Raw genomic sequence first — 14,407 nt, forward strand, 5'->3', positions numbered from 1 at the left:
CCGGCGAGCTCGTCGACGGCGATGGACTCCAGGTCACACACCACGGCGTCGGCCCCGGCGTCGCGAAGGTCGTCGACGTGGGCGGGGTTGCGCACCAGCCCGACGGGACTGTCGCCGCGGGCGGAGAGCAGACGTTCGAGCTTGAGGGCGATCTGGCCGTGTCCGCCGGCGATCACTACGCGCATGTGGTCCGACACTAGTTCAGCTGGCGGTGGCCAGCACCTGCTCGTAGACGACCTCGTTGACCCACCGGGTGACGGCGGTCTGCTCCAGGCTGACGTGCTCGGGCGTGCCGGCGAGGTCCATGGAGACGGTGCCGTCGGGGTCGGCGCTGACGATGGACAGGCCGTAGCGGCGTGCCCGCGGCAGGCAGTTGCTCAGGTAGTCGTCGGTGAGGGCGACGGAGGACGGCAGCACCACGGCGGCGTCGCCTTGCAGCGCGAAGGGAACGGCGGAGGCGAGGCCGGTGCGCCAGTGCTTGGCCACGGCCAGGACGCCGACGATGCGCACGGCGGACGGCGGAACCTTGCCGGCCAGCTCGGGCCACACCCAGGTGGCGACGGTGGTGCGGTCGACGACGGGCCCGACACCGAAGCACAGCCGTTCGGCATGCGCGTCGGGCAGGAGCTCGGCGACCACGAAGACCTTCCGGCCCAGCAGGGTGAGCTGCGGCAGCAGCACGCCCTTCCAGCCGAGTCGTTCGACCGCCTTGGCGGCGAGTTCCTCGGGCGGTGCCGGGAGTTCGACGGCGGGGACCGCGCGCGACGGCAGGGTCTTGGCGTTCTTGTGGACTGCTGCCGTGTTGCCAGCGGAGCGGCTCACGAACTTCGCCTCCTCATCAGCCTCGACGACTTCGCCGTCGCGATTTCTTCCGGTTACTGGAGTACCAGGTCTGACCGGCGCGGATTCAGCTGTGCGCCGCGGTGTGCGGTTGGCGGCAACATGCGGTCGGTGACCGGTCGAGAGCCCGGAAAGCGACTTCGGTCCGGCGGTGCTGCCGTTCGTGTGAACGGCTCCGTCGGACGGTCGACGGTCGGCCAGTGGTCTTTCACGGCCCGATGCACGTGCATCTGCGCAGGCATCGGCCCCGATACCGTTCACGCGAGTGGCGGAACACATGCCCCTGACCAGCCGCGCAGGCCGCCGGACGGGTGAACGGCGACCGTTCGTCGCACGGATCCCGGCCCGCCCTGCGACGAACGGTCGGCGTTCGGTCGACCTCGTCCGCGCGGGGCGTGGACAATCCTGGTGACATAACCGGTACAGTCCGTCACTGGCATTCCCGGATGCCTGGTTGGCCGTTCATCCCCGCACCCGGCTTGTGGATGAGAAGTCGCCGAAGGGTCACTTGGGCCTACTGCCAACTCTCCTGTTTGCATTGTGCGGTTCTTGAACTCGACGTCGGTTGCCACGCGCCCTTCGCCGAGCCGGGCGGTGAGGGAGCGAGGTTCCCGAATGCCACACAGACTGTCCTTGGTACGACGCCTGGCGCTGCTGCGCCGCATGTACACGGGCGAGACCGATTCGAGCCTGCTGCCCGCGGTCACCGCGGGCGTGCAGCGACTCACCCCGGACGACCGGGTCCAGCTGCACGAGATCCTGGACAACGACAACGTGGGCCGGCTGTTCGGCCATGACGAGTGGTCCCCACCGCCGCCCCACGTGCGTCGCGAGTTGCTGGCCGACGCCTCGACGGAGGGCCAGCGCGAGCTGGAGTCGGGGATCTTCACCGCCGCCGGCCGCGCGGTGAACTACCTGCACCTGCGCATGCCGGCGGATCTGCTTCGCCCGGCCCGCGTGTTCCGCATGATCCGCCCGCACGCCCACGAGATGGTCCTGCATCTGGACAGCGGCGCCATCGGCCCGCTGCTGGTCGAGTTGCTGCCCCGGATCACCGACCACGAGGTGCTGGGCGTTCCGGGCCTGCGCGCCCGCCTGCATCGCCGCCATGTCGAGCTTTATCTCGTGGACGACGTCTCGGCGACCGTGCACCTCTCGAACGTCTCCTACCGTCAGTGGGTCGCCGCGCTCACCTTTGCCGAGTCCCTGGTCGACCTGGGCGAGCTCCGCTGGCTCGGCAACGACCCGACACCACTGACCGACGCCGAGCGGTCCGCCCTCGACACCCGCCACCGCGCGCCGGGCCCCGCCGCCCTGAACAGCGCGCTGTTGCGCCGCGCCCGCATCTTCGGCGACGCCCTGTGGCTCACCCCGTGGTCTCGCGGCTGCGAGACGACTCACGTCGAGTGGGCCGGGCAGCCGTCACTCGGGCGGGTGGCCCGCCTTCTTCTGCACCCGCTTTTCGGCCTTCCCGGCGATGGACATCACGTCCGCTACTTCGACGCGGCCGGCCTCGTCGTCGCCGATCCGCACGCTCCGCGCTGCCCCATGCACCCAGCGTCGACCGAGCCCGTCCTGGCCCTGCGCCCCGAGCCCGCCCCGGATGGTCCACTCGAGTTGTCCTCGCCGGGTTGGCGAGCCGCCGCCTCCCCCTGGCTCGCCTGGCAGCGCGTCCTGGCCGCCGCCAATCCCCACCTTCCCCAGCAGTCCCCCGCTCGCCAATAAGTGACCGACATCACCCATTAGCAGTACTTCACACCCGCTTTTTAGATAGCGAGTAGCAAGTAATCGGAAAAGCCCATGTCAGGGCCGTGGGAAATGACAGGACGCCCCGGCGGCTCGCGCAGAGCCGCCGGCGCCCACCCCCGGACGACCACGCCCCACCCACGCCACGACCAGCACCTTCACCAGCCAGCACCCCATATTGGGGGGTGCAGGGGGGCGAAGCCTGCCCTGCCTGGGGGTCTGGGGCGCGAGCCTCAGTGTAAAAAACGAGAAAACCCCGTTTCCAGCCTGCTGGAAACGGGGTACCCATTTTCGAGTGGGCGAGGGGGGAGTTGAACCCCCACGTCCTTTCGGACACACGGACCTGAACCGTGCGCGTCTGCCATTCCGCCACTCGCCCTCGGTGACGGGAGAAACACTAGCACGGGTGCGGCTCCGTCTCCTAATTGGGCCGTGTCGCACCTCGCGGGCCCGGATACGATCGAGTCAGGAAGTCCGTAGCGAGAGGAACAGCCGTGGGACGCGTGCAGCGCTTCGAGCGCCGCCTTGAGGGCGCTGTGGGCAACGCCTTCGCACGCGTGTTCGGCGGCAGCGTCGTGCCGCAGGAGGTGGCGCAGGCGCTGCAGCGCGAGGCCGAGCTGAACGTCAAGGAGCTCGCCGGTGACAGGCTGCTAGCGCCGAACAGTTACCGCGTGTTGCTCGGCGCAGCCGACCACGACCGTTTGGCGGGTGCCGAGCAGGACGAACAGCGCATATCGGAGCTGCTCGAGGACTGCGTCCGCGAGCACCTCGCAGAGCACGGATGGGATACCTATGGTGACGTCGTAGTCTCCCTGGAGCGCTCCGACGCGCTGCACACGGGACAGTTCCGAACCAACTCGTCCGTCGACCCTGACGTACGACGGCCAGCACCACCTCGCAACGCAGGAGACCGATCCATGAGCCAGCCACCAGGCCAGTACCCCCCGCAGGACCCCTACGGTCAGCACCAGGGTCAGCAGGGTTACGGCTATGACCAGGGCTACCCGCAGCAGGGCGGCGGTTATCCGCAGCAGCAGCCGCAGCAACCACAGCAGCAGCCGCAGGGCGGGTACGACCAGTACGGCCAGCAGCAGGGCGGCGGTTACGACCCGCAGGGCTACCCGCAGCAGGGTGGGGGCGGCGGTTACGAGCAGGGCTACCCGCAGCAGGGCGGCGGTTATCCGCAGCAGGGTGGTGGCTACGAGCAGGGCTACCCGCAGCAGGGTGGGGGCGGCGGTTACGAGCAGGGCTACCCGCAGCAGGGCGGCGGTTATCCGCAGCAGGGCGGTGGCTACGACCCGTACGGCCAGCAGGGTGGCTACGGTCAGCAGCAGGCCGGTTACGACCAGTACGGCCAGCAGCAGGGCGGCTACGGCCAGCAGGATCCCTACGGCGCCCCTCCCGGGCCGCCGCCGGGCCCGCGTCAGATCACCGCGGTCCTGCAGCTGGACGACGGCTCCAACCGCACGTACAACCTGAAGCAGGGTGGCAACGTGGTGGGCCGCGGCCAGGACGCGGACTTCCGGCTGCCCGACACGGGGGTCTCCAGGAGGCACCTGGAGATCACCTGGGATGGTCAGAGTGCGATGCTCGCGGATCTCGGCTCCACGAACGGCAGCACGGTGAACGGCACCCCGGTGCAGACCTGGCAGCTCGCGGACGGCGACGTCGTCCGGGTCGGCCACTCGTCACTCGTGTTCCGCACGCAGGGCTGAGGCGGTCGCGGGCGGGTACGAGGTCGGGCGGGAGCGGTCACTACAGGTGCCAGAGCTGGTGTTGCAGCTAACCAGAGCAGGGTTTCTCGCCCTGCTCTGGTTGTTCGTGCTGGCCGCGCTGCGCGTGGTCCGATCGGACATCTATGCCGCGTCGGGGTTGAGAGTCGCGGTGCCCGGAGGGTTCCGCAAGGGTGGCAAGCAGTCGGCCAAGGGGAAGACGGCCAGACAGCTTGTGGTCACCCACGGGGCGCTCACGGGCACCCGCATCTCGCTCGACGGCAGACCGATCCTGATCGGCCGGGCCGACGATTCGACCCTTGTGCTCGATGACGATTTCGCGTCGACACGACACGCGAGGCTGTCGCTGCGTGGCAGCGACTGGTACGTGGAGGATCTTGGCTCCACGAACGGAACATACCTAGACCGGGCGAAGGTCACGGCACCCCTCCGGGTCCCGCTCGGTGCCCCGATCCGCATCGGCAAGACAGTGATCGAGCTGCGCACATGACCCTCGTCCTCCGCTACGCCGCCCGCAGTGACCGGGGCCTGGTTCGAGCCAACAACCAGGACTCCGTCTACGCGGGCCCACGACTCCTCGCCCTTGCCGACGGCATGGGCGGCCACGCCGCCGGTGAGGTGGCCAGCAAGGTGGTTGTCGCCGCCCTGGCCCCGCTCGACGACGACGAGCCCGGCGACGACCTGCTCGACCAGCTCCGCGGTGCGGTGCTGGAGGGCAATGGCGCCATCGCCGAGCTGGTGTCGCACGACCCCGACCTCGACGGGATGGGCACCACGCTGACCGCGGTGCTCTTCTCCGGCAACCGGCTCGGGCTGGTGCACGTCGGCGACTCGCGCGCCTACCTCCAGCGCGGCGGCCAGTTCACCCAGATCACGCACGACGACACGTTCGTCCAGTCGCTGATCGACGAGGGCCGCATCACCGAGGAGGAGGCCAACGTGCACCCGCAGCGCTCGCTGCTGCTGCGCGCGTTGACCGGCCACGAGGTGGAGCCGAGCCTGGCCGTCCGGGAGGCCCGCGCCGGCGACCGGTACCTGCTGTGCTCGGACGGCCTGTGCTCCTACGTCAGCCACGAGACGCTGGCCGAGGCCATCCTGATCCCGGACCCGCAGGCCTGCGCGGATCGGATGATCGAGCTGGCGCTCAAGGCCGGCGGCCCGGACAACGTGACGGTGATCATCGCCGACGTGGTCGACGTCGACTACGGCGACGACGCGCCCATCGTGGGCGGGGCGGCCGGGGACGGCAGCAGCGATCAGCCGCCGCCCGACTCGCCGGCGTCCCGGGCCGGCGCGATAACCGCGCCACGGACGCCGCCGCCACAGCCGATGGCGCAGGTAGGACCAACACCGGACCCCAAGGCGAGGAATCGCAAGCGGGTCCGGTTACTCGTCTGGATCGTGGCGATCCTGATCGTGCTGGGGCTGGGCGCGGGCGGCACCGTGTGGTGGGTGCTCGGCCAGTACTACGTGGGCGCCACCGACGACAACCATGTCGCGATCTTCGAGGGGGTGCGCGGGGGCCCGGTGCTGGGCATTCCGCTGCACCGCGTCGCGGAGACGTCGTGCCTCGCCCCGGAGGAGGCCGGCTGCAAGTCGCTGACCCTGGACGAGCTCCAGGAGTCGGCGCGGGAGGACGTGCGCAAGGGCGTGATCCCGGAGAAGCCGGGCATGGACGGCGCGCGGGAGGCGGTGCGGCGGTTGTGGCTGGGCGCGCTGCTGCCCACGTGCACCGCGGATCCGGCGTCCACGGCCACGTCGACGACCGCGACCTCCGCGACGGGCACCAGCGCCTCCGGCGGCGCTGTCGCCGGCAGCACGACCAGCACCACACCCACGCTGACCAGCGCATCGCAGCAGCCGGGCAAGAACTGTAGGAAGGTGGGCTGATGGCCCTCCCGCCCGGTGTGCTGGGCGCGGCGACCACGCACATGAGTGCGCCGGGTTCGTCGTCGTCGCCCGCCACACCGACCCGCCGTGGCACCGAGCTCGCGCTGCTCGGGTTCGGGCTGGGCCTTGTCGTGCTCGCCTTCGTGCTGATCTCGGAGAACCAGTCCCAGAAGCTGAAGCCGGAGATCCTGCTCTACATCGCCGGCTACGCGGTGCTGTTCGGGGTGGCGCACCTGGCGGTGCGCAAGTTCGCGCCGTACGCGGATCCGCTGATCCTGCCGTGCGCGGGGCTGCTCAACGGCCTGAGCATCGCGATGCTGTACCGGCTGGACCCGGCGCTGGCCCAGCTCGCCCTCGAGAGCGGGCACGGCTACTCCAACGCGGCCCCCAAGCAGCTGCTCTGGACCGCGTTGTCGCTGGTCGCGATGGTCGCGGTGCTGTGGGGCGTGAAGGACCACCGGACGCTGTCCCGCTACGGCTACACCTTCGGCCTGGTCGGCCTGGTGCTGCTGGTGCTGCCGGGCGTGCTGCCGTGCAGCATCTCCTGTGTCGGCGGGGCCAAGCTGTGGATCATCATCGGCCCGGTGTCGATCCAGCCCGGCGAGTTCGCCAAGGTGCTGATCATCCTGTTCGTGGCCGCGTTCCTGGTGTCCAAGCGGGACCTGTTCACCATCGCCGGCCGCAAGGTCCTGGGCCTGGAGCTGCCCCGCCCGCGTGACCTCGGCCCGCTGCTGATCGCCTGGGCGATCGCGATCCTGGTCCTGATGATCGAGACCGAGCTGGGCGCCTCGCTGATGTTCTTCGGCACGGTGCTGGCCATGGTCTACCTGGCCACCGAGCGATCCGCGTGGGTGTGGATCGGCATCGTGCTTTTCATGGGCGGCGCCACGCTGGCCGATCGCATGTTCGTCCACGTGCAGCAGCGCGTGGCGAACTGGATCGACCCGTTCGCCGATCGGGGCGACACCGGCTACCAGATGGTCCAGTCGCTGGTGAGCCTGGGCAGCGGCGGCATGGCCGGCGCGGGCCTCGGCGCCGGACACCCGGAACTGGTGCCGGTGGTCAGCAGCGACTTCATCGTCACCGCGTTCGGCGAGGAGCTGGGCTTCATCGGCCTGGCCGCGATGATCGTCATCTACATGCTGCTGGCGCTGCGCGGCCTGCGCAGCGGGCTGGCGGTGCGCGACACCTTCGGCAAGCTGCTGGCCGGCGGCCTGTCCTTCCTGCTGATGTGGCAGATGTTCGTGGTCATCGGCGGCGTCAGCAAGCTCATCCCGGAGACCGGCCTGACCGCGCCGTTCCTGTCCGCCGGCGGCTCGTCCCTGCTGGCCAGCTACGTCATCGTGGCGCTGCTGCTGCGGATCTCCGACGCCGCGCGCCGCCCACAGGCCAGCCGTCCCAAGCCGCAGGCGCCGATCGCCGAGGCAAGCACCGTCCTCGTGGAGCGACCGACGTGAACAAGCCACTTCGCCGGGTCGGCCTCGCCATGATGGTGATGGTCCTGCTCCTGCTGGCCAACCTGACCTACGTGCAGGTGATCAACGCCGACACGTACGCCAACGATCCGAGCAACAACCGCGGCGTGCTGGAGGAGTACGGCCGGCAGCGCGGCCAGATCGTCAGCGCCTCCGGCACCATCCTGGCCAACTCGGTGGAGACCAAGGACGCCCAGCACTACCTGCGCGTCTACAAGAACGGCCCCGAGTACGCCCCGGTCACCGGCTACTACTCGTCGCAGTTCGGCGCCACTGGCATCGAGCGGGCCGAGGACGACGTGCTCAACGGCTCCTCGTCGAAGCTGTTCGTGCGCAGGCTGTCCGACCTGATCACGGGCCGGGACCCGCGCGGCGGCAACGTGCAGCTGACCGTCGACCCCAAGGCCCAGGACGCCGCCTACGCCGGCATGACGGCCAAGAGCTTCAGCGGCGCGGTGGTGGCGATCAAGCCGTCGACCGGCGAGATCCTCGCCATGGTGAGCACGCCGTCGTTCGATCCGAACCCGATGGCCGCGCACGACAACACCACCCAGCGCGACACCATCGCCAAGCTGAACGACGACCCGAACAAGTCGGCGCTGAACCGGGCCACCCAGGAGACGCTGCCGCCGGGCTCCACCTTCAAGCTGGTGGTGGCCTCAGCCGCGCTGGCCAATGGCGTCGACGACGCCATCACCAAGAACCTGCCGGCCGATCCGACGATCACCCTGCCCGGCACCAGCACCACGCTGTCCAACTTCGCCAACGAGACCTGCCCCGAGGCCACCAACGGCCAGGTCTCGGTCTCGATCGCCATCGAGTACTCCTGCAACACCGCGTTCTCCACGCTGGCCGGCAAGGTCGGCAAGGACAACCTGATCCAGCAGGCGGCCAAGTTCGGCATCGGGCAGACCGACCTGACCGTGCCGCTGCCGGTGGCCACCTCGACCGTCGGCTCCATCCCGGACGAGGCGGCGCTGTTCCAGAGCGGCATCGGCCAGCGCGACGTGAAGCTGACCCCGCTCCAGGACGCCATGGTGGCCGCGACCATCGCCAACGGCGGTGTGCGCATGCAGCCGCAGCTGGTGAAGAACATCCTGGCCCCGGACATGTCGTCGATCTCCAGCTTCTCGGCGCAGGAGGCCCCGGGCGGCCCGGCGCTGCCCAAGGACATCGCCGACCAGGTCAAGGCCATGATGCTGCTGTCGGAGCAGCACACCGGGGGCGCCGGCAAGCAGGCCAACATCAAGATCGCCTCGAAGACCGGCACCGCCGAGCACGGCACCGACCCCAAGAACACCCCGCCGCACGCCTGGTACGTGGCGTTCGCGCCGGCCGACAACCCGCAGATCGCCGTGTGCGTAGTGGTGGAGAACGGCGGCGACCGCGGCCTGGCCGCCACCGGCAGTTCCGTGGCCGCCGGCGTCGGCCGTGCGACCATCAACGCCTACCTGGCCGGGGGAGGTTGAGGATGCTCACCACCGGGCAGCTGCTCGCCGACCGGTACCGGTTGGCCCGGCGCATCGCCGTCGGCGGCATGGGCGAGGTGTGGGAGGCGACCGACTCCCGGCTGGACCGCGCCGTCGCGGTGAAGGTGCTCAAGCCCGAGCTGTCCGGCGACCCCGAGTTCCTGCACCGGTTCCGCACGGAGGCGCGGACCACCGCCTCGCTCAACCACCCCGGTATCGCCGCGGTGCACGACTACGGCGAGACGGCGTCGGAGCCGGACGGCCCGGAGGACACCGCCTACCTGGTGATGGAGCTGGTGGCCGGCGAGCCGCTGGCCGCGATCCTGTCCAGCCAGGGCCGGCTGACCCCGGACCGCACGCTCGACCTGCTCCAGCAGTGCGGGGCGGCGCTGCAGGCCGCGCACGAGCGGGGCTACGTGCACCGGGACGTGAAGCCCGGCAACATCCTGGTCGGCCCGAACGGCAAGGTGAAGTTGACCGACTTCGGCATCGCGAAGGCGGCCGACGCCGCGCCGGTGACCCGGTCCGGCATGGTGATGGGCACCGCCCACTACATCGCGCCCGAGCAGGCCGTCGGGCAGGAGGCCGAGCCGGCCAGCGACGTGTACGCGCTGGCCGTCGTCGGCTACGAGTGCCTGGCCGGCCGGCGGCCGTTCCTGTCGGAGAACGCCGTCACGGTCGCGATGATGCACATCCGGGAGGTGCCGCCGCCGCTGCCGCCGGACGTGCCGCCGGGTGTGCGGGCGCTGGTCGAGGCGACGCTGGTGAAGGATCCGCGGCAGCGCTACCGCAACGGCGGCGAGTTCGCCGCGGCGGCGGGCGCGGTGCGCGCCGGGCTGCCGCTGCCGACCCCGTCGGGTCTGGTGATGGCGATACCGATGCAGCAGCACCGGCCGCCGCAGGGCGGTCCGCCGACGTATCCGCCGGGGGCCATTCCGGTGGTTCCACCCCAGGTCCCCCCATCGGGTGCTCCGATGGGGCCGGGCACCGGTACCTTTCTGCTGGGACCGCCGCCGCAGCCCAGACCGAACCGGACCGGGCTGTGGGTCCTGCTGGCGTTGTTGGTGGTGATTCTGGTGAGTCTGCTCGCGGTCTGGGGGATTCGCGAATGGCAGCGCTCGGGTGCGGGGACCGAGGGCACTGGAAGGCCGACCACGGCCGAGCTCACGGGCGACCGCCCGGCACAGGACCGATGTCTGGGGACGGTCATCTGCGCTGGACGGGGTCCCGGTGGCTGAGGCGGGCGGCAGGAGCATGATGGGACGACTGTTGACGAGGAACGAGACGACGCACCGATGAGCACTCCGCGACTGCTCTCCAACCGTTACGAACTGGGCGAGACCCTCGGCTACGGTGGAATGTCGGAGGTCCACAAAGGCCGCGACGTCCGACTCGGCCGGGATGTCGCGGTCAAGGTTCTGCGCGCCGACCTCGCCCGGGATCCGCAGTTCCAGGAGCGCTTCCGCCGCGAGGCGCAGAACGCCGCCGCCCTCAACCACCCCGCGATCGTCGCCGTGTACGACACCGGCGAGACCAAGACCGAGTACGGCCCGCTGCCCTACATCGTCATGGAGTACGTGGACGGGCGCACGCTGCGGGACATCGTCAAGACCCAGGGGCCGCTGTCGGGCAAGCGGGCCATGGAGGTCATGGCCGACGTCTGCGCGGCGCTGGACTTCAGCCACCGGCACGGCATCATCCACCGGGACGTCAAGCCGGCCAACATCATGATCACCAAGACCGGCGCGGTGAAGGTGATGGACTTCGGCATCGCCCGCGCCATCCACGACGGTCAGGCCGCCGTCACGCAGACCGCCGCCGTCATCGGCACCGCGCAGTACCTGTCGCCGGAGCAGGCGCGGGGCGAGGCGGTCGACGCCCGCTCCGACGTGTACGCCGCCGGCTGCGTGCTGTTCGAGCTGATGACCGGCCAGCCGCCCTTCACCGGCGACTCTCCGGTCGCGGTGGCCTACCAGCACGTGCGGGAGGAGCCGCCGTCGCCGTCCTCGGTCAACCCGCAGGTGACGCCGGCGCTGGACTCGATCGTGCTCAAGGCCATGGCCAAGGGCCCGGCCAACCGCTACCAGTCGGCGGCCGAGATGCGGGCCGACCTGGTGCGCGTGCTGTCCGGGCAGCGCCCGTCCGCCCCGGCCGTGATGACGGCCGAGGAGCGGACCGCGTTCATGGGCAACGGCAACGGCGCCCGGACCCAGGTCGTCACCGGCCGCCACCGCCCAGCCCCGGCGTCCGAAGAGCCCGAGTACGACGCGTACGACTTCGAGGCCGATGAGGAGGCCGAGCGCAAGGCCCGCCGCAAGCGGGCGCTGACCATCGCCGGCGTGGTGCTGATCTGCATCGCCGTGCTGGCGCTGGCCGCGTGGCTGACCACAATTTTCCTGGGTGGCAACAACAGCGGCAACAGCAGCGCCAACATCGACGTGCCCAAGGTCGAGGGCATGCAGCTGCCGGCGGCCCAGCAGGCGCTGCGGGACAAGGGCTTCGGCAGCCCGCAGATCGCCTACGTGATCTGTGGCCCCACGACGGACGGCTCGACGCCGCCGTGCACCGCCGACCAGATCGGCAACGTCATCAAGCAGGATCCGGGCGCGGGCCAGAGCGTGGCCAAGACGACCACGATCAAGCTGACGGTGGGCAAGTCGCCGAACACCTTCGCGCTGCCGGACGAGTCGGGCAAGTCGCAGGAGGACGCGACCAAGGACCTGCAGAGCCGCAAGCTCGTGGTCGCGCCGGCCACCACCACCGAGACCGTGGACGACCCGAAGCTCATCGGCAAGGTCAGCTCGACCAACCCGCCGGTCGGCTCGCAGGTCTCCGAGAACGCGACCATCACGCTGGTCATCGGCAAGGGCCCGGACCAGGTGAACGTGCCGGACCAGACCGGCCAGCCCTTCGACGTGGCCAAGAGCAACCTGGAGAAGGCCGGCTTCACCGTCGCGCGGTCGAACAAGTCCAGCCCCCAGACCAAGGACCAGGTGCTGAGCCAGAGCCCGTCCGGTGGCAGCAAGGCCGCCCCGAACAGCACCGTCACGCTGACCGTGTCGCTGGGCGACCAGTTCAAGATGCCCAATCTGACCGGCCTGACCGTCTCCGCCGCTCAGAGCCAGTTGTCGCAGCTCGGCTGGAAGGGCCAGTTCAGCCAGACGACCGACGTGGACATCACCAAGCCGGCCGGCACCATCGAGTCGTTCAGCCCGGATGTGGACCAGGTGGTCGGCATCAACCAGACCATCCAGATCCAGGTCTATCAGCTGACGAGCGGTCCGCCGACGTCGACGACCAACCACTGACACACACGAAAGGGCCCCGGCGCTTGCCGGGGCCCTTTCGTGTGTCCGGGTTCAGCCGGTGGCGGCGGCCGCGGCCAAGCGGCGCATGCCGGCCTCCAGCTCGTTGACGCGCTCGGGCGCGACCGGGAAGCCGGCGGCGCCCATCCAGTTGGCCAGCATGCGGTGCCCGCCGTCGGTCAGCACGGACTCCGGGTGGAACTGCACGCCCTCGATGGGCAGCTCGCGGTGCCGCATGGCCATCACGATGCCGGTCTCGGTGCGGCCGGTGACCTCCAGCTCGGCCGGCACCGTCTCGGGCAGCACGGTCAGCGAGTGGTAGCGGGTCGCGACGAACGGCGACGGCACTCCGTTCAGTACGCCGACGCCGACGTGCTCCACGAGGCTGGTCTTGCCGTGCAGCAGCTCGGGGGCCCGGTCGACGGTGCCGCCGAAGACAACGCCGATGGCCTGGTGCCCGAGGCAGACGCCCAGCACCGGCACGCGCTTCTGCGCGCAGTACCGGATGACGTCCATGCTGGCGCCGGCTCGTTCGGGCGTGCTCGGACCTGGGCTGATGAGCACCCCGTCCGCGGCGTCGACGTCGGACAGCTGCACGACGTCGTTGCGCCGCACGACGCACTCGGCGCCGAGCTGCGCCAGGTACTGCACGAGGTTGTAGACGAAGCTGTCGTAGTTGTCGACGACCAGGACACGCATGATGTGAAACTACCCCGTTGTCACCTGGTTGAAGGGCAGGAGCGGCTCTACCCACGGGAATACGACGAACATCAGCAACGCCACGATGCCCAACACCAGCACGGTGGCCTCCGCGATCTTGGCCGCGGTCGGTCCCGGCAGGTGCCGCCAGATCCAGCCGTACACGTCAGTCGGTCTCCTTCAGCTCCGGCGGGACCTTGTCCGGTTGCTTCGGGTCCTTGGCGTACTGGTTGGTCAGCACGGTGTGCAGGATCAGCCGGTGCGACGCGGAGAACTTCGGCGTGCAGGTGGTCAGCGTCATCAGCGAGGCCTGCTGGCCGGCCGGCAGCTGGAGGTCCTGCTTGTGCGGCACGGGGGCGATGACGTCGCCCTGTGACGGCAGCACCGTCTCCTGACCGACCAGTCCCGCATACGGGCCGCCGAGCGGGGCGACGCCCTTGCACTGCGGCTGCGCGCCCTTGCCGGCGGCCCAGCCGGCGACCTCGTCGGTGGTGGGCAGCATCCGGTAGACGAACCAGTCGGTCTCGGTCTCCACCACGACGGCGTCGCACGAGCTGACCAGGTCCAGGTCGTTGAAGGGCGCGCCCTTGCCGACGCGGTGGCCGGCGACCGCGAAGTCGCCGGGCTGGCCGGGCAGCGCGGAGCCGACGTAGTGGCCGGGGCCGATGTCCAGGTCGGCGTCGGTGGTGCCCTCGACGATGGTGAAGTGGTAGTCGGCGCCGAGCGCCGGCACGTAGATCTTGGCGAAGCCCTTGCCCTCGGCCAGGTCGTAGTGGGTGCCGCGCTGCGGCCCGCCGACCGTGTCCTGGTCCTTCCACTGGGTGTCGAGCGAGGACGTGGCCTGGTTCTGCTTGCCCGCGGAGATCAGGTCGGTCCAGTACACCTCGTAGACCACGAACAGCAGGATCACCATGCCGGCGGTGATGAACAGCTCGCCGAACGAGCGGACGACCGTGCGAGCGGTGTCCTTGGGCGGCGGGGGCGACTCCACCGGGTCGTCGCCGATCTCCGGACCGATCCGGCCGGTGTCGTCCTCTTCCGCCTCGGGGATGAACTGCGTGCCCAACGGTCCCGGGTGAAGAACATCGATCTTCGGGAGGAACGCGGTGGGCTGTTCGGGCGCAGGACGGGGGCGCCAACCGGCCGGACGTCCCGCAGCCGGCGGCGGGTCGTAGCTCACGTGTGCTCCTCCTGTGCCCCTGACCTCAACTAGTGGTTCGCTGGCATCCTCGTTTACGTTAACGTGTTAC

13 protein-coding genes and 1 tRNA gene are annotated in these 14,407 nt (G+C 70.0%); 8 read left to right on the top strand and 6 right to left on the bottom strand.

All coding sequences use genetic code 11. The features are described 5' to 3' along the window. Both KUTG_RS63920 and KUTG_RS26280 read right to left on the bottom strand, forming a co-directional pair. A partial coding sequence (locus KUTG_RS63920; RefSeq protein WP_043720455.1) for an NAD(P)H-binding protein occupies window positions 1-185 on the bottom strand: 185 nt, incomplete at its 3' end. A gap of 16 nt (window positions 186-201) precedes the next feature. Beyond that, entirely contained in the window at window positions 202-822 is a 621-nt protein-coding gene (locus KUTG_RS26280; protein WP_043720456.1) for a hypothetical protein, read from the bottom strand. Between the two features lie 633 nt (window positions 823-1,455). On the opposite strand from KUTG_RS26280, the gene KUTG_RS26285 reads away from it, so the two are divergent. After that, entirely contained in the window at window positions 1,456-2,565 is a 1,110-nt protein-coding gene (locus KUTG_RS26285; protein ID WP_157494781.1) for a hypothetical protein, read from the top strand. A gap of 317 nt (window positions 2,566-2,882) precedes the next feature. On the opposite strand, the gene KUTG_RS26290 is transcribed toward KUTG_RS26285, so the two are convergent. Then, window positions 2,883-2,965, bottom strand: a tRNA-Leu gene (locus KUTG_RS26290). A 115-nt stretch (window positions 2,966-3,080) separates the two neighbouring features. Between KUTG_RS26290 and KUTG_RS26295 the strand changes: the two genes are divergently transcribed. From KUTG_RS26295 to pknB, 7 genes are read left to right on the top strand one after another with little or no spacing between them, the layout of a single operon-like run. Further along, a complete protein-coding gene (locus KUTG_RS26295; protein WP_043720459.1) occupies window positions 3,081-4,301 on the top strand; it encodes a DUF3662 and FHA domain-containing protein in 1,221 nt (406 codons plus the stop codon). 46 nt (window positions 4,302-4,347) lie between these two features. Continuing rightward, the gene (locus KUTG_RS26300; RefSeq protein ID WP_043720461.1) at window positions 4,348-4,809 is read left to right on the top strand and encodes an FHA domain-containing protein FhaB/FipA; all 462 of its coding nucleotides are present in this window, start codon (window positions 4,348-4,350) and stop codon (window positions 4,807-4,809) included. Further along, a complete protein-coding gene (locus KUTG_RS26305) occupies window positions 4,806-6,209 on the top strand; it encodes a PP2C family protein-serine/threonine phosphatase (protein WP_043720463.1) in 1,404 nt (467 codons plus the stop codon). The genes KUTG_RS26300 and KUTG_RS26305 overlap by 4 nt, the downstream gene beginning before the upstream one ends. Beyond that, entirely contained in the window at window positions 6,209-7,666 is a 1,458-nt protein-coding gene (locus tag KUTG_RS26310; RefSeq protein WP_043720465.1) for an FtsW/RodA/SpoVE family cell cycle protein, read from the top strand. Before KUTG_RS26305 ends, KUTG_RS26310 begins: the two co-directional genes overlap by 1 nt. Further along, the gene (locus KUTG_RS26315; RefSeq protein ID WP_043720467.1) at window positions 7,663-9,153 is read left to right on the top strand and encodes a peptidoglycan D,D-transpeptidase FtsI family protein; all 1,491 of its coding nucleotides are present in this window, start codon (window positions 7,663-7,665) and stop codon (window positions 9,151-9,153) included. The genes KUTG_RS26310 and KUTG_RS26315 overlap by 4 nt, the downstream gene beginning before the upstream one ends. 2 nt (window positions 9,154-9,155) lie before the next feature. Beyond that, window positions 9,156-10,391, top strand: coding sequence for a serine/threonine-protein kinase (locus tag KUTG_RS26320; RefSeq protein WP_084579810.1), 1,236 nt, complete (start codon window positions 9,156-9,158; stop codon window positions 10,389-10,391). Window positions 10,392-10,448: 57 nt separating this feature from the next. After that, window positions 10,449-12,461 (top strand): Stk1 family PASTA domain-containing Ser/Thr kinase, encoded by a 2,013-nt coding sequence (gene pknB, locus KUTG_RS26325; protein WP_043720468.1) that lies wholly within the window; start codon window positions 10,449-10,451, stop codon window positions 12,459-12,461. Window positions 12,462-12,512: 51 nt separating this feature from the next. Here the strand turns inward: pknB and KUTG_RS26330 are convergent, their stop codons facing one another. From KUTG_RS26330 to KUTG_RS26335, 3 genes are read right to left on the bottom strand one after another with little or no spacing between them, the layout of a single operon-like run. Next, window positions 12,513-13,157, bottom strand: coding sequence for an aminodeoxychorismate/anthranilate synthase component II (locus KUTG_RS26330; protein WP_043720471.1), 645 nt, complete (start codon window positions 13,155-13,157; stop codon window positions 12,513-12,515). A 9-nt stretch (window positions 13,158-13,166) separates the two neighbouring features. Then, window positions 13,167-13,322, bottom strand: a complete 156-nt coding sequence (locus KUTG_RS61660; protein WP_198047316.1) for a hypothetical protein — start codon at window positions 13,320-13,322, stop codon at window positions 13,167-13,169. A 1-nt stretch (window position 13,323) separates the two neighbouring features. Continuing rightward, window positions 13,324-14,223 carry a class E sortase gene (locus KUTG_RS26335; protein WP_369794510.1) on the bottom strand — a complete coding sequence of 300 codons (900 nt, stop codon included), beginning with the start codon at window positions 14,221-14,223 and terminating at the stop codon, window positions 13,324-13,326. Between the last annotated feature and the right edge of the window lie 184 nt (window positions 14,224-14,407).

This window comes from Kutzneria sp. 744 (assembly GCF_000568255.1).
Classification (GTDB): Bacteria; Actinomycetota; Actinomycetes; order Mycobacteriales; family Pseudonocardiaceae; genus Kutzneria.